We start from the raw sequence: 18,844 nt of genomic DNA, 5'->3' as shown, positions 1-18,844 counted from the left end.
CAATGACGGACCAAGTCACGCCCCTCGTGGAAATGCGCAATATTTCCATTTCCTTCGGCGGCATCCACGCGGTGGAAAACGCCTCTGTCGATCTTTTCCCCGGCGAGGTGGTCGCTCTTCTCGGCCACAATGGCGCGGGAAAATCGACGCTCATCAAAATCCTCTCCGGTGCATATCGGCGTGACGGCGGCGATATCCTCATCAACGGTGAGGATGCGGATATCCGCAATCCCCGCGACGCCAAGAAATACGGCATCGAGACCATCTATCAGACGCTGGCTGTGGCGGATAACGTCGATGCGGCGGCCAATCTCTATCTCGGCCGTGAGCTGAAGACAAAATGGGGCACGCTTGATGATGTCGCCATGGAAGCCTCGGCCCGCGAGGTCATGGGGCGTCTCAACCCCAATTTCCGGCGGTTCAAGGAGCCGGTGAAGGCGCTGTCCGGCGGTCAACGCCAATCCGTCGCCATCGCCCGCGCCATTCTGTTCGATGCCCGCATCCTCATCATGGACGAGCCGACGGCAGCACTCGGGCCGCAGGAAACGGCGCAGGTCGGCGATCTCGTCAAGGAACTGAAACGGCAGGGCATCGGCATCTTCCTCATCAGCCACGATATCCACGACGTCTTCGATCTGGCGGACCGGGTCTTCGTGATGAAAAACGGCAAGGTGGTCGGCCATGCCCGCACTGAGGATGTGACGAAGGACGAGGTTCTCGGCATGATCATTCTGGGTAAGGTGCCGCCAGGTGCCGTGCCGGGACCGGGTGCGGTCGTCTCCTGAGTAGTCGTCCTCAATGAAATAAAGATATAAAGATTTCTTTATGTCTATTGACATCATGATGCCCGTGGTGAGAAATGCGGGTGTCATGGTTCTCCGGGCCTGATTGTTTCAATCCCGGAGCTAAGAGGGAATCCGGTGCGCCATTAATTGGCAAGACCGGAGCTGCCCCCGCAACTGTAAGCGGCGAGCCTTTGTCCATCAACGTCACTGGGGTGAAAGCCCCGGGAAGACGGGCAAAGGCGACGACCCGTAAGCCAGGAGACCTGCCAGGACAAAATAACGTCCACGGGCGGGGTGTCCCGGTGGTTGCTCGTTGGCCCGGCAACGGCTGGGCCCGCACGCGTCCGCTTTACCCATGCCCCCACAACCAAATGGGGTATGACAATGTCAAACAAGACCATTCCAGTCGCATCGCTCGGTTTCCCGAGGATCGGCCGCCACCGCGAATTGAAGTTCGCGCTTGAAGGCTTCTGGTCGGGAAAGATTTCCGAGCCGGAACTTCTTGAAACCGCCGCTAAACTGCGCGCCGAAAACTGGGCGCTTCAGCAGCAAAAAGGGATTACCCATATCCCGTCCAACGATTTTTCCCTCTATGATCACGTGCTCGATACGGCCGTGATGGTGGGCGCCATTCCCTCCGTTTACGCATGGACGGGCGGAGAAGTATCGCTGTCGACCTATTTCGCCATGGCGCGCGGCAGCCAGAGCGAAGGCCATGCGGGTTGCGGCCATGGTCATGAAGGGCATGCGCACCACGGTCAGGGCGTTCCGGCGCTGGAAATGACCAAATGGTTCGACACCAATTATCATTACATGGTCCCGGAGGTTTCCGAGGATCAGCATTTCGCGCTCACCTCGCAAAAGCCGGTCGATCATTTCCTTGAGGCAAAGGCGCTCGGTATCCATACGCGTCCGGTCATCCTCGGCCCGGTCACCTTCCTGAAGCTAGCCAAGGCGCGTGGCGCGGCCTTCAAGCCGCTCGATCTGCTGGCCAGACTGCTGCCGGTCTATGAAGAACTGCTGCTCCGCCTGCATGCGGCCGGTGCGGACTGGGTGCAGGTTGATGAACCGGTTGCCGCCCTGGACCTTTCCGAGGGTGAGCGTCATGCGCTGACTGTTTCCTATCAGGCTTTGTCGAAAGCCGCGCCGGATCTGAAAATCCTCGTCGCGACCTATTTCGGCGGTCTTGAGGATAATCTGGAGGCTGTCACCGCACTTCCGGTCGCGGGTCTTCATATTGATCTCGTGCGTGCGCCCGGTGAACTTGAGCCGGTGCTGAAAGCATTGCCCGCAGAGAGCGTCCTGTCTCTCGGCGTCATCGACGGCCGCAACATCTGGCGTGCCGATCTCGCCGCGATCATCGGCAAGCTGGAAGCCGCAATTGCCACGCGGGGCGCGGCGTCGTTTCAAATCGCGCCTTCCTGCTCGCTCTTGCATGTCCCTGTTGACCTCGAACTGGAAACAGGTCTTGATGCTGATCTGAAAAGCTGGCTTTCCTTCGCCACCCAGAAGCTCGGTGAGCTTGCCACGCTCGGCAGGGCGTTCGGTGAGGGCAAGGCAACTGTGACTGCGGAGCTGGAAGCCGCCACCAAGGTGATTGCCGAACGTGCATCATCGCCAAAGGTGACTGATGTGGCCGTGCGGAGCCGTATCGCAACGATTGGCGAAGCCGACAGGAAGCGGACGAGCGCTTTTGCCGAGCGGCAGAAGGTGCAGTCGCAGGCCATTGCGCTGCCGCTTTTCCCGACAACCACCATCGGCTCCTTCCCGCAGACGCCCGAGGTGCGAAAGGCCCGCTCCGCGCATTCAAAGGGCGCCCTGACCGACGCGCAATATGAAAGCTTCCTGCAGAAGGAAACGGAAGCGACCATCCGCTGGCAGGAGGAAATCGGCCTCGACGTGCTCGTTCATGGCGAGTTCGAGCGCAACGACATGGTGCAATATTTCGGGGAACAACTATCCGGCTTCGCCTTCATGCAGCACGCGTGGGTGCAGAGCTACGGCTCGCGATACGTTCGCCCACCGATCATTTTCGGTGATGTGTCGCGTCCGAAACCGATGACGGTGCGCTGGTGGGAATATTCCCAGTCCCTGACCGAAAAACCTGTCAAGGGCATGCTGACCGGGCCGGTGACGATCCTCAACTGGTCCTTCGTTCGCGACGATATCGCCAGAAGCCTGACGTGCCGCCAGATCGCGCTTGCCATCCGCGACGAGGTCAACGATCTCGAGGCAGCCGGGGCGAAGATGATCCAGATTGACGAGGCAGCGTTGCGTGAGGGCCTGCCGCTTCGACATCGCGACTGGCAGGACTATCTCGGCTGGGCGGTTGAATCCTTCCGCATTTGCTCAAGCGGCGTGGAGGACCGGACACAGGTTCACACCCATATGTGCTATTCGGAATTCAACCAGATCATCGATGCGATCGCGGCCATGGATGCGGACGTGATCTCCATCGAGACCTCGCGTTCGAAGATGGAATTGCTGGATGCCTTCCGAACCTACAAATATCCGAGCCAGATCGGCCCCGGCGTGTACGACATCCATTCGCCGCGTGTGCCGGCAGTGGGAGAGATGGTCGATCTTCTGGCGCTGGCGCGGAAGCGGCTTGACGACCGGCAGCTCTGGATCAACCCCGATTGCGGCCTGAAAACCCGCAAATGGGAAGAGGTGAGGCCGGCGCTCGTCAATATGGTGGCTGCGGCCGCCGAGCTTCGCCGGGCCGTGGTCTGATATGAAGCGAGGCCCGGCAAACCGGGCCTCGCTCATCGCTTGCGCGAAGAAAATTGGGAAGGGGTGTAGGGATGCTTTTGTCCGGCAGGATGGAGCCGGCCGGACCGGCAAACGGAAGCGATCCCGAGCGTTTGCGACTAGAGGTCGATATAAACGCTCGATTTCGCGGATTTACGCCATTTCGGACGCGGAAGCGCTCAATGCAGATCGGACGATGCGAAGCCGCTGCCGTTCAGTTCTGCGCCTGCCAGCGGCATTCCTTGCTGGTTGATATCCTGGGCCAGCGACAACAATGCCATTTCGAGGAAATAGGTTGACATGCCCAGTTCCATGGATTTCGAACGCTGGCAAAGATAGGAAACCATCCTACCAAGGGCCAGAATCTCGTCTGCATTGTCCTGTTCAAGTATTGCTGTGGTAGACGCCGCCATGCTTCCCTCTCGACAATCGACAGTATGAAAACGCGTGGATATCGCGTTGTTCAATTTCGACCATATCGAGCGTCACGCGAGCGTCACACCTGCGTCAATCATCGTTCTTGTTTTCCGGCGTCACTGCATTTTCCGCTGTTTCAGTCGCAGCGAGCGATGTGACGAGTGCAACAATGCTTCTGCGCACGGATGTGCTCTTGATGCGGGCAAATGCCTGGTTCAGCGAAAAGCCTTCGTTCGAAGCGACGAATGTCTGCATGGCATTGATCGTGCCAAGGGCCGGATTGCCGGCGCCGCCATCGGGCGTTGCATTGGCGAACAGGGAGCTGACATCGACGCCGAGAACGGACGCAATGGCCTGCAGACGCGACGCGCCCACGCGATTGGCGCCTTTTTCGTACTTCTGGACCTGCTGGAAAGTAATTCCCAACCGGCCTGCCAGCGCACTCTGACTCATGCCGAGCGACTTGCGGCGCATTCTGATTTGTGCGCCCACATGTACGTCGATCGGGCTGGGTAGTTTGGCCTGCATGTTGAATTCCTCCAGTTGTGAGGTCTTAAATCGGATAAATATCAATTAATATTGTTGAAGGTATACATTCAACACAATTTCCACGGGTATTGTAGTCCATTATTGAGAAAATAACGACGTTTTTCCTTTGCCAACCCTATGCAGGGCCACGGTTTATCACCTTGGTTGCACATCGCAGCGCCCCGTTGCGACTAGCAAGATGGCTCCATCCCGCGATGCCGACGGCGTTAAACCCGAGGCTTTCCCATATTTGCCGGTTTTCTCGGTCGAAAATCCCAAGCGCTTCCGTATCGCCAAAATGCGGGATCCAGACGAATGGTCGTTTTTGACTGGAACGTGTGACATTTTCAAGAAAGACGTTGTTGTAAAGCCGGGGCAGGCATTTCTTCGTATCGATGGCGGGTAAAACCGGGATAGGATTTCGCAGGATCGCAAAACCCTGCCGCGCCAATGAAAGAGCCGATGCGTCCAGTTTCCGTTTCAAATCGGCGGCGGCACGGGCATCGCAGCCGTCAAACGCGACCGGCTCGGCCACAAGCAACAGGGGATGGCCATCGCGTCTCAGGCCGGTAACTGAAACAAACTGGTCGACGTGGAAACCACATTGATGCATTTTTCCGCCGGCCATTGTCGGTGCTGAGGCCCTCGTTTCTGAAAGATCGGATGATGCCGAGGCATTGGCAAGGTCTTCCGGCCGATATCCGAAACTATGCACGGTTCTGCCGTCGAGCGCCTGAACCCGTTGCCATCGTTCGTGACGGTCGTTCGCAGCACTCCGCCCGACCCCGCCATCATCCTGCAGGCTGGAATGGCCCACCAGCCGAAAGTCAGGGCCAACAAGCTGGTTGCCGCCCGCCAAGGCCACATCCGAAAACTCCGCTGCAAACCCGAGACGATCGGCAAGTCGACCGGCGAGAGCATTTCCCGCCGTCATGACCAGTTCGCCCGCGCCTTCCTTACCCGCCCGGACGTGGAACATATCCTGTATCCACGGATGTGTGACACCGCTGTTTCCATCAAGCGGCATCAGCGTGACGGTGCAGGTGGCTCCCAGCCGGTCGAGCCAATTTTGCGCAAGCAGAAGACTGATGCGATCGACGATAACAATGGCCGTTACATCGAAAGGCAGGGCCGAAAGCAGGTTTCCGATTGGGACGAGCGGTGACACGCTGTTGTCAGGCCTGTCGTCCGCGAAAAAAGATGCGGGCAGCGCGATCGCGATGGTGCGGATCAGCCCGCCGCAATCGGGCACCAGCGACAGGGAGCCGGTAGCGCTCAAGACGCTGTTTCCCCTGCCGTCTGCCGCGCGGCCAATTGCTGAAAAAACATCGTGTTCTGGAATTTCCAGGACAGCGGCAGCGGAGGTGGCAGCGGTTCGCCACCCAGTATTGCCAGAAGTCTGGTCGCGTCATTTTTTTTGATCGACACTGCGTTTGCGGCCAGAAAATTTGCGGTCTCTGAGCCAAGGCCCGCCTCAGCTGCGATGGCACGCCATGTCCTGCGGGTAAAATGCAGCTTGCGGGCAGCGCGGAGCAGGGCGTCGTGTGCCTCCGGCTCCATAGAGGGGCGGCATGCTTCCAGCGTCGCTTCGGCATCGACCAGCGCGATCGTAAGAGGGCGAAAGTCGAGTTCGCCGGGTGCGTGGCTCACTGCCACATCGGCATCGGAAAAACGTCGCCCGTCGTGATAGGCTTCGAAGATTTCGCCGATGCCCGTCATGCCGAAGGCCGCGCATTCCGCAGCCCTCAACGCCCCCATGCTGGCGGCGCCGAGTACGGAGACACCACTCGTCAGCGCATGCAGGATTTCCTTGTGCCAGACGGCGGCGCAATCACCATAAAGGCCATCGATCAATGCGATGACGCGGTTACCCTGCCGAACCGCATCGAAAATATCGCCGCAGGCGGCCGGTCCGCGAAGATCGAGGCCGGAGAGGTGGTCAGGGGCAATGCCGTGGATGGACGGGCCTGCAAAAACGACGGGCTTCATCAAAGCCCTCCGATGTTGAGGAGGCCGTCGAGCGTCCGTTGCGATATCTGTTGCAGGCGGCCACCGGCCGGGGAGAGGCCGCTTGCCATAACCCGCACGACATGCAGGCCGGAGACGCCGGTTTCCAGGGGGAATACGTAGATATCCTCGATGCCGCCGGCGAACAGACGTTCCGCAAGCTTTTGCCATTGCGGCAAAGACGGATCGCCATGCGCAAGATCGAGATTGACCGGGGCCGTTTCCACCGGTCGCGCTGCCGAGGCGGAAGGCCCCGGGGAAAACATGTCCCGCTGATAGCGCAGAGGAGAGAGGTCATCCCTTGCGCCGCTGATATCCGTTAATCGCGACTGTATCGCCTCCAGCAATGCCGCAACGGCAGCATGATAGGCGCTCGGCCGGCAGGCGGCGCCCGCAGCACTGCGTGTCGCAAGACCGTCCTGCGCGTGGATGGACCGGGGCAGGCTCGCCATCACCACCGGCACGCCGAGCGCATTGGTAAGGTCGAAAAAGGATGGCGGCAGTCCGATATCCGCGAGGCGTTGAACGAGCGCGTCGAACGAGGCGTGAACGCCGGGGGGAAACAGCACCGGTTGCGGGGCCATAGTGCGGGTTTCGAAGGTATCGACGAGAAAGCAGGCGTCGTTTTCGATGAGTTCGAGCAGGGCGTGGAGAACCGCATGGTCATGGTCAAAACCGGCGGCAAGACCCTGCGAGCTCATGAGGAAGGCTCGCCGGTCCCAGGGGAAATCCGCTCGGAAATCCATGCCGATGAGCTCATAGGGAGCAAAAATCTCCCGCTGCCCCCGAATGGATGTGCCCTTTACCCAGGCGCGCTCGTTTTGCAGCTTGAGCATGTCCAGGTTGACCCGGCCGACCGTCCCAAAAGGAACGAGCGGAACGCCCTTGTCGCGCATGTCGCGAATGGAGCCGAAAACGGCGATATGTTTACGGGTGTCTTCGGCGACGGCACCTTCGATCGCTTCCATGATTGCCGAAAGCCGGGCCTGCTCCGCGACAAGTCCCTTGCCCTGCGAGACCGACAGGCCGCGTGAATTGGGTCGCGTCGCGAACCAGACGGGTATGCCGATAATATCGAGACCGGTCACATCGCCAACACGGGTAATCCCGAACCGCCGAAGCAGCTCGGGATCGAAGAACGAAGCGTCCGCATGTCTTGAAGCCGCTGTCGCTGAATTGGGAGCACCGGCAGCGGTCAAGGCTGCGGGACCCTCATCAGGGTGCCGCGTTGGTGTCGTCGGCCAGGATGGCGTCGAACAGTTCGCCGGTGATGGAACCCGCCGGTCCGACAGCCTTCAGTGCGGCCTCGATCGGTGCCTGCACCATGCGGTTGAAATCCCAGCCGGCATCGACCACTTCGCCGATGAAAGCGAAATCGGCCTCGGAAACCACGGCGCCACCGGCGACGAGGGCTTCGATGCCCTGGATCTGGACCTGATCCAGTTCAGCCTCGGGCTGACCGTCCTGACGAACGAGCATGGCCTTTGCAGCCGCTGCAACGCGGGCATAACCATCCACACCGGGATGGCTCGCTTCATAGGCGGCAATCGTCTCATGCGAGACGGACGCAACCCGGAGCGGCGCCGTGCGAATGAAGAGAACGCCGAAGTCCTTTTTTCCGACAATGAAGAAATGCGAGGACATAATATCTCCTATTTGATCCCAGCTAATCGAAGTGCGTGATAGAATTTTTCATTCGCTATCGGGTCGCGGTCTGGAGACAGACTACTGATCTCCCTCGCCGACATACCCGGATAGTTTTCCTGAAGCCTGCTGCCCGTTTCCCGGGCGGCGGCCAAATCTCCGTGCAGCGCATGGCTTGCGGTCAAGACCCGCAGCGCCGGCTCGTCATTTTCCATGCGTGCGCATAACTCCACCGCCGTGCCGTAATCCTCGCGCTTGAATGCGATGCTGGCACCCGCCCACCAGTAGATGTCGGGCGCAAGCGGGTTGAGGTCTATGGCCTGCTGAAACTTCTCCCAGGCGATCTCGGCATCGCCGAAATGGGCGAGCGCATCGGCGTGCTGGAGCAAAAGGTCGGCGGAGTTGGGCGCAAGCGCCTCCGCCTCAAAGAATTTTTCGGCGGATATGTCGAAATCGCGTTGATAGAGCGCCACCACGGCGCACATCCAGTGGCCAACGCCAAGCGCAGGGTCGATTTCGACGGAGGCGTCGGCCTCGGCCTTGGCCCGGTGTAGCAGGTGGGGGTCGTTGCCGCCCAGCATCAGCCATTCCAGCTGCAGGCTCTGCGCCACGCGGGCGCGGGCAACCGCCATGCCGTGGTCGATATCGACCGCCTTGCGAAACATCGAACGGGCTCTGCGCAGCAGCGGCAGATCACATTTGCCGCGCAGAAGCTGCTGGCCCTCCAGCAATTGCCGGTAGGCCTCGCCGCTGTGGTTGCGGTCGGGCTCCACCTGAAGACGCTCGATCTCGCGGGCAAGGGCTGCGGCCACCTGTTTGGACAGCAGCCGGAAGGCGGCGTGAATCTGCCGTTCGGTCAGGACCGCTTCCAGCGACCAGACGATTTCGCCGGTCGCTTCCTCGATCAGCGCCACCGACATGCGGGTATCGTCGAAAACCGTCGATATGATGCGGTAATCCGCCCGCAACATGGCGTAACTGTCGTCGGTCCGGTCGCGCGTCAGTGCAAAGGTACTGTGCGGTGAAAGGACGATGAAGGTCCGGTATCGAACCAGGCTGTTGGCGACATCCTCGACGAAGGCCTGCATCACCGGTGAGCCCGGCAGCCCGTCCACCCGCGCCGGCCGGCTAAAGGCGACGCGTGGTTTTGCCGCGGCTTTCCGTCGGCTGCTCTCGTCCGGCTCGGTAGGGGCGGCGATTGTCGAGACGAGACTTTGTATCCTGCGCCGCAGCGCCACGGTTTCTGCTTCCGGAGAGCGCTCTTCCTGGCGCAGCTGTTCCAGCAGAAGCTGGAAAATTCCCTCGCAGGCGCTGGTGTTTCCTATCCGCGCATAGGCTGCCATGGCGGCGCGGTAGGTTTCTTCGCGCTCCGGCTCGATTTTGCGCGCGCATTCGACAAGCCTGGCAATATCGTTCGAACTGGCACGGCCGAAGCGCGTCAGTTCCTCCAGCAGTTGCACATAGCTTGAAAAGAACAGGTCCCTGAGGTGGCGTCGCTCCGACAGCAGCCAGAGGTAGAGATGATCCTGCCCGGTCTCCAGCCCCTCCAGCAATTCGCCGCCGAATTCAAGCAAGGCGTGCAGCCGTCGCATCGGCTCTTCGGCCCTTGCACCGGCAAGGAAGATCGCAAGGTCGGTCCGCTGGGCGAGCTTCCCGGCCTTCAGGTCGTTGCCTTCGGTCAGAAGGATGGCTTCGTCCCCGTTGGAGAGCTTCTGAAGGCGCAGAATGAGCTGCCGCAGATTGCCAAGAGCCCTTTTCTGCTCGACATTTTCCCATAGCAGCGATGCGGCGTGCTGGCGGGACAGGGACTGGTTCGGAGCAAGGATAAGGGCGGCGGTAAGGGCAAAACCCTTGGACGGAAAAAAGGCGTCCCGCACCGCTTCACAGCGCGGGGTTCCAAAAAGCCGGATCGATATCAGTTCAGCGTTCCCAGCCACTTTCGTCCCCTCATGAATCACCATCTAACAACGTGCCCGGGAAATTGAAAGTCATCATAGCGTTCCATTTGACGCTGGTGTGACGCGGCCTGGCTATTGTCGCAGACAGAAGCGTGAATGACGGGCGGAAAACAGCGAACATGCAGCGGGCAGGCAGCGGGAATTTTCGAAATTGATAGCGTTTAACGGAAGCTACATGGCGTTCGAGCCGCGTATCGAACCTTACCAGCGTGCCGACGACGTCGGTTATGCGGTCAGCGAATTCATGTGGTTCAAGGGCCGGCCCTTCTATCCGGTCTCGGCGCTGGTTCACGCGAAAGTTGCCCATGCCAGGCTGTCGGCGCAGAAAAGTGACGATCAGGACGAAGACAATCTCGATATTCTTTTCCGCATGCCGGTCGTGGCGGGCGGTCATTTTTTCGAGATCGTCCTGCGTTCGAACGAAGGCACATCTTACGGCGGCTGGCTGTGGGGGGAAGAGCTGGAGATCCTGAACGAGTTCGTCAACGGCTATCGCGTTCTGGCGGGGAAGTTCGACGAAAGGTTGATCCGGTTCGAATATTCCAAGCGGTTTCAGCGCTACCGGACGGCCGAGCCGCTGCCGGTGGAAAAATCCGTTTTCCTGATCCAGCGGGAGGCCAAGCCTTACGCGGGAAAAAGGGAAATTCCGGGAAGCCCGGCACGGTAATCGCCCGGGGGGCGCCTATCCGTTCAGGGGAGCGGAAGGCGTGGGGAAGAGGTGGTTCGACAGGTACTGCGCAAACTGCGCGCAGCACAAGCATGCCCGGCAAAGCCATGGCTTTATCGGATGTCTCGGGGTGAATTTTTTATTTTTATTGTGTGGAAAATTATGATGCCCAATAGAGGTAACATGCGTAACAGGCGGGTGTCATCGCAACTTGTCGCGGTGAATTGCGCCCCAGGCGACGAGGTGCTTTCCATTGAGGAGAGCGCCGACGACAAGCCGCGCCCATTCGTTCCGAACGACAGACTGCACGTCGTGGGCGAGCCGGTTTCCAAGACTGTATTCGGGTCTCGCCCGTCGGAGAGCCGGGTGGGAGAAGACACATTTCGGGTGACGGAAATCAGCAACACGGTCATCGACGCTGATATCAGGGTCGCGAAATGGGCCTGGGCGGCGCTGGTGATCGCGCATTGCGGGCTTATCTATTTCATGGTGCAAAATCTCGGCTGAGCGGTTTGCCCGCAAACATGGTCCACCCTTCAGCCGGCGTCGCTGACACCATGCAGGATCATCGCCGCGGCACCGAAGGCCACGGGATCTGTGGCCACCACTTCAGGCAGCAGGATTTGCGGCTGTATCACGCTTGCGCCGTTGAACGGGTCAGAGCGTTCGTAGTCCAGCCATTGCGCCAGCCTCTCTCGCGCGATCCTCGGTAAGGTGCCGCCGACGAAGATGGCGGTGGGCGCCAATATGGCGCTGACGGCGAAGGCGAGACGGGCGACTTCGGGGCCTGCCCGCTCAAGCCATGCATCAAACACGGCGGAATTGCGCGACAGATAATCCGTCCAGACATCGGGTGCACGCCCCGAAGGTTTCTCACCCACATGCTCGAGACACCATGCGGCCAGATCTTCGAAAGAGGGGCGCGATGCGCCGCGGCCGCGCAGGGCGCCGATCTCGCCGGCATTGCCGAGATAACCGCGAAAAAGCTCGTTCTTGATGATGATGCCGCCGCCGATCCCTTCTGACAGATAGAGATAGGCGAAGTTTTCATGCCCGGCCGTGTTGCCGAGCGTGAGTTCGCCCATGGCGGCGGCATTGGCATCGTTTTCGATAATGACCGGGCAGCGCAACGCCTCGCGCAGCATGGCGGAAAGATCCGATCCCGCCCAGGAAATCACCTCTTCGGCAAGATCGAGCGACATGGCTTCCTTGCGAAAGCGGGTGGGCATGGCGATCGCAGCGCCGATCAGGTCGCTTCTGCTGATCGCGTTTTTCGCAAGCAGTTGCTCGGACCCGTCCTGAAGCGCCTGCTGGACATCGGAGAACGCGCCATAGGAACCCCGCAGCTGCAATTCGCCGACGATCTCCCCGCCGAAATTCAGGAGCGTCAACATCACCGAATAGCGGTTGGCATGCGCGCCAAGGGCGTAGCCGACGGTTTTTTTGAGCGTGAGGTCTATATGCGGTGCACCGCGACCTTCCTGCCGGCGTGCGCCCTCCTCGATAATGCCACGCTGAAGCAGATTGCGTGTCATCATGCTGACGGCTGCCGGGGTTATGTTGCAGTACTCGGCGAGCTCTACGCGTGAGGCCGAGCCCTTGCGCCTGATATATCCCAGAAGCGCGCCCTGTGTTGCACCGATGCCGGTCAGGTCGCCGTTTCGTCTCTCATTCAATGTTCCGCTCTCCCAGCCTTATCTCCGGAAATGTCATAAAGCTGTAAATTAAGCAACTTAATTAAATAATCAGTTTCAACGGGAATGGATCCTATGTTCAAGTCTCTCTCCTTGGCGGCGACGGTCGCTCTCAGCGCGCTTTTGCCCGCCGTTGCCTTCGCCGAAGACATCAACATCAAGCTCTGGACGCTTGCCGACAAGAACGCGCCAGGCCGTGTCACCAACATCGAGGCCGCGGCTGGTATCATGAACGCGCAGTTCAAGGCCGCAGGTGTCGACAAGCGCATCGTCATCGACATCAACAACAGCAGCGTACAGGGCTGGGATGCCTTCGCGCTCGATACGCTGAAGGCGTTTTCGGTGGGGCAGGGGCCGGATATCTACGTTCTGCCGCATGAGTGGATCGGCCAGTTCGCGCAGGACGGCTATGCGATGGCGATGGAAGGCAAGATCGCTGCCACCCCGTGGGTTTACGGCGATATTTTGCCTGTCCTGTGGGATTCGGCAAAGGCGACGGACGGCAAGATCTACGGCATTCCGCAGGACGCGGAGATCCGCATGTTCTTCTACAACAAGGACATGCTGCGCAAGATCGGCAAGGATGAGGCCTTCATCGAAGGCCTGCCGGCCAAGGTTGATGCCGGCGAATTCACACTCGATGATCTGACGGCGCTGTCGAAGGAAGTGGTTGATGGCAAGGCCGCGCAATATGGCATGCTGCACCGTCCGAATGTCGGCATCGATTATCTGATGGTATTTCAGTCCTATGGCGTGAAGTTCATGGACGAAAAGACCGGCAAGCTGATGTTCCCCAAGGCTGAGATGGCCAAGGCGCTCGGCTGGTACGAGCGTAACGCCAAGCAGGGCGTGACCCCAGTCGACAACACGGCCATGAGCTGGGAAGCCATCCAGACCGCATTCAAGCAGGAGAAGGCCTTTATTTTCCACCAGGGCGTCTGGGCGGTTGCCTGGCAGGTGGGTGAAAAGAACGGCGCGACCTGGCCGACCGATGGCGAGGGATATTTCAACAAGATCGGCTGGATTTCCGCACCGGCTGCCGAAAAGGGCGGCAAACCTTCCAACCTGTCGCACCCGCTGCTCTACACCCTCAATCCGAAGAGCAAGAATGCCGACATCGCCGCCGATCTCGTGGCGCTCGCGACATTGCCCTATTTCAACAACGAGCATGCCGTGACCTCCTATCACACGGCGATCAGCAACGCCCAGACGGCAATGCCGAAATATCGCGACAACTGGGTTCTTTCCGCCGCGTCGCCGATGATGAAGGATGCGCAGTTCGTGCCCAACCACACCAAGTTCGGCAGCTATAACAAGGTGCTGTTCAGCGGTCTGCAGGCGGTTGAGACCGGCAAGATGACGGCTGCGCAGGCGGTTGATTTCATCGCCGACGAACTCGAACTGCAATTCGGTGCGGAGATCGAAATCCGCGAAGCCGCAAGCAACTGAGTTCGCCCGAAACCACGCCGTCCGGCTTTGCCGGGCGGCTTTTCCGCGTTTCCCACCGGTATATCGTAATGTCAAAATTCCAGCTTCGGACGCGTCGTCCGGCCCGGCCGATCTTTTATCTGGCGCCCGCACTTGTCCTGCTCGGCCTGTTCTTTCTGGCCCCGATCGTCGTCAATCTGGTGATCGCCTTTACCGATATGGGCGCAAATCTGAAGGTCGGCAAATTCACGGTCGAGAATTTCCAGCGCATGGTCCAGCGCGACATGCGCCTGCCGATCGTGCTTCTGACGACGCTTGTTTATGTCGGCGCGACGCTGTTCCTCTTCAATATCGGCCTGGGTGCGCTGCTGGCCGTCACGACGACGGCGATACCGGACCGGCTCGGCAATTTCTTTCGCGGCCTGTGGCTGCTGCCGCGCATGAGCCCGGCCGTACTTTATGGCGTGCTGTGGATATGGATCGCCGATCCAACCTCTTCCGGCCTGCTCAACCAGTTTCTCGGCGCGCTCGGCGCACCCGCTCTCAACCTGCGCAATGACTTTCCGCTGCTTCTGGTGGTCGTGGCGAACGGCGTCGTCGGCGCGTCCTTCGCCATGGTCATCCTCACATCGGCCATCCGCTCCATACCCTCGCATCTGGCCAATGCGGCGCGTGTCGATGGCGCCAGCGAATGGGGCGTGCTTCGCCATGTCGTCGCACCGGCGCTCTCGGCGCCCATCCGTTTCATCACGCTCTATCAGGCGCTTTCGCTGATGACGACCTATGAATATATCCTGCTGATCACCGGCGGTGGCCCTGTCTACGACAGCACGACCTATGCGCTCTATATCTACCGGCGCGCCTTCGAAAACGGCGCTTACGCCTATGGCGCGGCACTGGCACTCGGCCTGATGGCCATCGGCGTTGCGGTGACACTCGTCCAATGGCGTCTCAGCAACATGCGCTCGACCTTTGCTCCCGCCAAAATCGAGGTACTGTGATGACGCTCGCCCACTCCCATGCGCCTGCCCGTAACAGGCGCGCGCTTGATCTGAAGCCGGACTGGACGCGCCTTGAAAGGCGCAGTCTCGTCCATCGCGCCGGCTTTATTCCCGTTATCCTCGTGTTCCTGACGGTGGTCTCGGTTCCCGTTCTCCTGCCCTATCTGTGGCTGTTGGTGAAATCGCTGACGAGTTCCGACGACAATCTCAGCCGGCTTGTGCTGTGGCGCAGCGGTGCAATCGCCGCTTTTGCTTATGGCGGGGCGATAGCGGTCGCACTTTTCTCCGCGCGCCTGCGCAATCCCGTGCTGCTGTGGCTGGCGTTTGGCGCCGTTGTTGCAGCACTCGTTTTCGTGCTGGTGCTGCCGCATCTGACCATCGAGAATTATAGCTTCCTATGGAGCCGCGATATCGAGAAAACCGGCACCACGCGCATGGCGCTGATGCCGTCGATCTGGGCCGCGATGCGCAATTCGCTGCTGTTTGCCGCTTCCCAGACCCTGATCGTCGCGCTGGTCGCCACGCCTGCCGCCTATGCGCTGTCGCGCTTCACCTTTGCCGGGCGTGAAAATGTGCTGCGCGGCCTTCTGTTGCTGCATGCATTTCCAGCGCTCGCGCTCACCGTCGCGATCTTCGTGCAGCTGCATTACATGGGCCTGCTCAACAATCTCTTCGGCGTGGTGCTGGTGATGAGCGCGCTGGAGCTGCCCTTTGCGATTTTCGTTCTCAAGGGCTTCTTCGACAACGTTCCCTGGGACATTGAAATGAGTGCCGTCACCGATGGCGCGACCCGCTTCCAGGCCTTCCGCATGGTGGTTCTGCCGCAGGTGAAAAGCGGACTGATCGCGGTCGCCACCTTCACGTTTCTACGCGGCTGGGAGGAATATGTCTTCGTCCAGACGCTGCTCATCGAAAAAAGCCAGATGACGATGAGCCTCTATCTCTTCTTCGTGGCACAGGACAGCGTCGGCGTGAATTACGGCATGATCGCCGCCGTCGGCATCATCTATCTGCTGCCTGTGCTGATCATTTACATCTTCACGCAGAAATACATCACCCAGATGAGTTTCGGCGGGATCAAAGGATAATCGCCATGGCCAGGATCACCCTAACCGACGTCACAAAAAGCTGGGGCGACACCAAGGTTCTGCAACCGATGACGCTTGCCATCGAAGACGGCGAATTCGTCGCCGTTCTCGGCCCGTCGGGATGCGGAAAATCGACCACGCTTTTCCTGCTTGCCGGGCTTTACGCGCCGACCGGTGGAGAGATCGCCTTCGACGGCCATAACGTCAATCGTATCGATGCGCGCGACCGCAATGTCGGCATCGTCTTCCAGTCCTATGCACTTTATCCCAACCTGACGGTGCGGCAGAACATCGCCTTTCCGCTGCGTTTCAAGAATGTTGCGCGCGAGGAAGCGGCGCGGCGGGTGGAGGAGGCGGCAAGCCTCGTGCAGATCAGCGCGTTACTCGACCGGCGGCCCTCGCAGCTTTCCGGTGGCCAGCAGCAGCGTGTGGCGCTTGCCCGGGCGCTGGTGAAGGAACCCAACATCCTCCTCCTGGACGAGCCGCTTTCCAATCTCGACGCAACGCTGCGCATTACCATGCGCGCCGAACTCAAAAGCCTGCAGAAACGGCTGAAGATCACCACGCTGATCGTCACCCATGACCAGATCGAGGCGATCACCATGGCCGACAGGATCATCTGCATGAACAATGGCGCGGTCGCCCAGATCGGCACGCCGGATGATCTTTACCGCCGGCCCGACAATCTGTTCGTGGCCGGGTTCATCGGCACGCCGCCGATGAATCTCTTGAAGGGATGGGCGCAAGGCGGGCAGTTGCAGATTGGCGATGCCCTGCTCGATCTCGATGGTCCTTGCGACGGTGAGGTCACCTTTGGCCTGCGCCCGGAAGATATCGCCCTCATTCAACCCACGGAAGCGCGGCTTTCGGGGCAGGTCACCACCGTCGAGCCCATGGGGCGCGAGGTGTTCTACACGATCGACACGCCCGCAGGCGTGATCCACGCGCTTGAATATGGCGAGACCATACGCCACTCGCCGGGAGATCATGTCGGGATCAGCTGCAAATCCGGCCTGACGCTTGTTTTCGACGCATCCGGCAACCGCATCGCCGGACTTCACGCTGATCTTTCCCACCATTCGACCGTTCCGGCGCGGGAGCCGGAGCCCGCAAACTGACAGGACTTTCCATGCCCAAAATCGTCTCCCACCGTGGTGCCAATCAGTTCGCACCCGAAAACACCTTCGCCGCTGCCGACCTCGCCTTGCTTCATGGGGCCGATTATATCGAGCTTGACGTGCGCGAGAGCGCAGACGGCGTTCTTTATGTTTTCCACGATGAAACGCTGGACCGAACCACCGACGGCACGGGGCCCATCGGCCACGCCCTGTCGAGCGAGATTGATACGCTGGATGCCGGCGGCTGGTTCGGTGAAAGCTTCAAGGGTGCGATTGTACCCCGGCTCGATGCTTATCTGCGCCATTTGCGCGGCCGCTGCGGTGTCTATGTCGAGCTGAAATATTGCGATCCCGTCAAGGTTGCAGCGCTGGTGCGCGGCCTCGGCATGGTGCGCGATACCTTCTTTTTCTCTTTTTCCGAGGAAATGCGCCGGGGCCTGGCTGCGGCTGCACCGGATTTCCGCAAGATGATGACGCTCGACACCGCCAAGTCGCCCTCTCTGGCGGCGGCGGTGCACCATGCCTCGATTGTCGAGATCACGCCGGAACAGATGCGCAAGCCCGGCCTTGTCGAGGCATGCCGCAACGCGGGTCTCGAGGTCATGATTTATTATGGGGGCGATGATGTCGACCTTCATAAGGAGATCGCATTGGCTGGGGTAGACTATGTCAACGTCGACCGCCCGGACCTCTTCGACACGGTGCGGCGTGCCGCGCGGCTGCCTGAACTCGCATAAACTTCTTTACATCTGGAGATGATGACATGAGCAATCTTATTGGTACCGGTTTTAACGCCGGCTCGGACGACGGCGAACTGGCCACCCTTGAAAACGATCTGCGCGCACTGGCCGATATTGGCTGCGACACCGTTGAACTGGCTGTGACAAGCCTCGATCTGATCGCAGGCGGCCGCATCATCGAGGAGCGCGCCGAACGGTTCGTGTCGCTCGCGAAACAGTTCGATTTCCGCTACACCGTGCACGGGCTGGTGTCCTCCAATTTCATGGATCCGGTGACCTGCCGTTACCAGATCGATGCCGCCAAGGCGCTGGCCGTCCTCTGTGACCGCATCGGTGCCGGCATCCTCGTTCAGCATGGCGGTGCGCTGCGTGCGGACCAGATCGCCGAACGTGCCGATGCCGATGCCCGTGAGCGGGAAGCGCTTTTCGAGCTTGCGGAATTCTGCAAGCCCTACGGCGTACGTATCGCGCTTGAGAATATCTTCTCCACCGAGCCGGGCCAGTATCGCCAGACGCCCGCCGAAGTGGCGGCGACCGTGAAGGCCGTCGGGCACGACAATGTCGTTGCGCTGATCGACTTCAGCCATGCCTATATCGAATCCACCTATCGCGGTCTCGATTTCCGCGAGCAGCTTCGCGCCATGGCGCCGGTCGCCGGCCATCTGCATGTCCACGATTCCTTTGGCCGGCCGCAGGGCTTTTACCAGCCGTATTTCGACCAGGAAAATACCGCGCTTGGCATCGGCGATCTGCATATGCCGCTCGGCTGGGGCGATATCGAATGGGAAAGCATCTTCTCGGAGCTGACCTTCCTGCCCGATACCGTCCTGATGATGGAAATCGGTCGCCGCTACCGGGCCGAACAGCCGGCGAGCCTTGAAAAGGCGCGGCGCCTCATGTCGCTCCACGCCGATCGAATGCAGATCGCGGCTGAATAACGAGCTTCAACAAGGCGCAGCCCCGATAGGCTGAAGCCTGAAACGCCGGCAGTTCTGGACGCGACTGCCGGCGTTGTCGT

The 18,844-nt window shown here is 60.0% G+C and carries 18 protein-coding genes and 1 riboswitch; of the genes, 10 read left to right on the top strand and 8 right to left on the bottom strand.

Annotated features, from left to right (window positions below; genetic code table 11):
- The first annotated feature begins 2 nt into the window (after positions 1 to 2).
- A complete protein-coding gene (locus JZY08_RS18430; RefSeq protein WP_082185495.1) occupies positions 3 to 785 on the top strand; it encodes an ATP-binding cassette domain-containing protein in 783 nt (260 codons plus the stop codon).
- 69 nt (positions 786 to 854) lie between these two features.
- Positions 855 to 1,071: riboswitch (cobalamin riboswitch) on the top strand.
- A gap of 98 nt (positions 1,072 to 1,169) precedes the next feature.
- Positions 1,170 to 3,518, top strand: coding sequence for a 5-methyltetrahydropteroyltriglutamate--homocysteine S-methyltransferase (gene metE / locus JZY08_RS18425; protein ID WP_216333050.1), 2,349 nt, complete (start codon positions 1,170 to 1,172; stop codon positions 3,516 to 3,518).
- Between the two features lie 197 nt (positions 3,519 to 3,715).
- Here metE and JZY08_RS18420 read toward each other — a convergent pair whose 3' ends face one another.
- From JZY08_RS18420 to JZY08_RS18390, 7 genes are all read right to left on the bottom strand, one after another.
- Positions 3,716 to 3,949 carry a hypothetical protein gene (locus JZY08_RS18420; RefSeq protein WP_164056790.1) on the bottom strand — a complete coding sequence of 78 codons (234 nt, stop codon included), beginning with the start codon at positions 3,947 to 3,949 and terminating at the stop codon, positions 3,716 to 3,718.
- Positions 3,950 to 4,043: 94 nt separating this feature from the next.
- On the bottom strand, positions 4,044 to 4,481 hold the full coding sequence (locus tag JZY08_RS18415) for a helix-turn-helix domain-containing protein (RefSeq protein ID WP_082185500.1): 438 nt from the start codon (positions 4,479 to 4,481) through the stop codon (positions 4,044 to 4,046).
- Positions 4,482 to 4,617: 136 nt separating this feature from the next.
- Positions 4,618 to 5,760 (bottom strand): hypothetical protein, encoded by a 1,143-nt coding sequence (locus tag JZY08_RS18410; protein WP_216333049.1) that lies wholly within the window; start codon positions 5,758 to 5,760, stop codon positions 4,618 to 4,620.
- Positions 5,757 to 6,470, bottom strand: a complete 714-nt coding sequence (locus JZY08_RS18405) for a TfuA-like protein (RefSeq protein ID WP_216333046.1) — start codon at positions 6,468 to 6,470, stop codon at positions 5,757 to 5,759. Before JZY08_RS18405 ends, JZY08_RS18410 begins: the two co-directional genes overlap by 4 nt.
- A complete protein-coding gene (locus JZY08_RS18400) occupies positions 6,470 to 7,687 on the bottom strand; it encodes a YcaO-like family protein (RefSeq protein WP_216333044.1) in 1,218 nt (405 codons plus the stop codon). Before JZY08_RS18400 ends, JZY08_RS18405 begins: the two co-directional genes overlap by 1 nt.
- A 16-nt stretch (positions 7,688 to 7,703) precedes the next feature.
- On the bottom strand, positions 7,704 to 8,132 hold the full coding sequence (locus JZY08_RS18395) for a hypothetical protein (RefSeq protein ID WP_003497386.1): 429 nt from the start codon (positions 8,130 to 8,132) through the stop codon (positions 7,704 to 7,706).
- An 8-nt stretch (positions 8,133 to 8,140) separates the two neighbouring features.
- Positions 8,141 to 10,093 carry a BTAD domain-containing putative transcriptional regulator gene (locus tag JZY08_RS18390; RefSeq protein WP_216333042.1) on the bottom strand — a complete coding sequence of 651 codons (1,953 nt, stop codon included), beginning with the start codon at positions 10,091 to 10,093 and terminating at the stop codon, positions 8,141 to 8,143.
- A gap of 172 nt (positions 10,094 to 10,265) precedes the next feature.
- Between JZY08_RS18390 and JZY08_RS18385 the strand changes: the two genes are divergently transcribed.
- Both JZY08_RS18385 and JZY08_RS18380 read left to right on the top strand, forming a co-directional pair.
- Positions 10,266 to 10,757: a hypothetical protein gene (locus tag JZY08_RS18385; protein ID WP_216333041.1), complete on the top strand. Its 492-nt coding sequence runs from the start codon at positions 10,266 to 10,268 to the stop codon at positions 10,755 to 10,757.
- 183 nt (positions 10,758 to 10,940) lie between these two features.
- Positions 10,941 to 11,264, top strand: coding sequence for a hypothetical protein (locus tag JZY08_RS18380; protein ID WP_253204141.1), 324 nt, complete (start codon positions 10,941 to 10,943; stop codon positions 11,262 to 11,264).
- Positions 11,265 to 11,293: 29 nt separating this feature from the next.
- Here JZY08_RS18380 and JZY08_RS18375 read toward each other — a convergent pair whose 3' ends face one another.
- Positions 11,294 to 12,433, bottom strand: coding sequence for an ROK family transcriptional regulator (locus tag JZY08_RS18375; RefSeq protein ID WP_216333040.1), 1,140 nt, complete (start codon positions 12,431 to 12,433; stop codon positions 11,294 to 11,296).
- 93 nt (positions 12,434 to 12,526) lie between these two features.
- Here JZY08_RS18375 and JZY08_RS18370 point away from each other — a divergent pair, with 93 nt between their 5' ends.
- The 6 genes from JZY08_RS18370 (at position 12,527) to JZY08_RS18345 (ending at position 18,764) form a co-directional block, all read left to right on the top strand.
- On the top strand, positions 12,527 to 13,900 hold the full coding sequence (locus tag JZY08_RS18370; RefSeq protein ID WP_082185509.1) for an ABC transporter substrate-binding protein: 1,374 nt from the start codon (positions 12,527 to 12,529) through the stop codon (positions 13,898 to 13,900).
- Positions 13,901 to 13,968: 68 nt separating this feature from the next.
- Positions 13,969 to 14,880, top strand: a complete 912-nt coding sequence (locus JZY08_RS18365; RefSeq protein WP_216333039.1) for a carbohydrate ABC transporter permease — start codon at positions 13,969 to 13,971, stop codon at positions 14,878 to 14,880.
- A complete protein-coding gene (locus JZY08_RS18360) occupies positions 14,880 to 15,968 on the top strand; it encodes a carbohydrate ABC transporter permease (protein ID WP_216333038.1) in 1,089 nt (362 codons plus the stop codon). Before JZY08_RS18365 ends, JZY08_RS18360 begins: the two co-directional genes overlap by 1 nt.
- A gap of 5 nt (positions 15,969 to 15,973) precedes the next feature.
- On the top strand, positions 15,974 to 17,086 hold the full coding sequence (locus tag JZY08_RS18355; protein ID WP_216333037.1) for an ABC transporter ATP-binding protein: 1,113 nt from the start codon (positions 15,974 to 15,976) through the stop codon (positions 17,084 to 17,086).
- A gap of 11 nt (positions 17,087 to 17,097) precedes the next feature.
- Entirely contained in the window at positions 17,098 to 17,823 is a 726-nt protein-coding gene (gene ugpQ, locus JZY08_RS18350; RefSeq protein WP_216333036.1) for a glycerophosphodiester phosphodiesterase, read from the top strand.
- Positions 17,824 to 17,849: 26 nt separating this feature from the next.
- Positions 17,850 to 18,764: a TIM barrel protein gene (locus tag JZY08_RS18345; RefSeq protein ID WP_003497370.1), complete on the top strand. Its 915-nt coding sequence runs from the start codon at positions 17,850 to 17,852 to the stop codon at positions 18,762 to 18,764.
- The last annotated feature ends 80 nt before the right edge of the window (positions 18,765 to 18,844 follow it).

The organism is Rhizobium sp. X9 (assembly GCF_018873185.1).
Classification (GTDB): Bacteria; Pseudomonadota; Alphaproteobacteria; order Rhizobiales; family Rhizobiaceae; genus Agrobacterium; species Agrobacterium oryzihabitans.
This window is presented reverse-complemented; position numbering and strand designations above follow the sequence as displayed.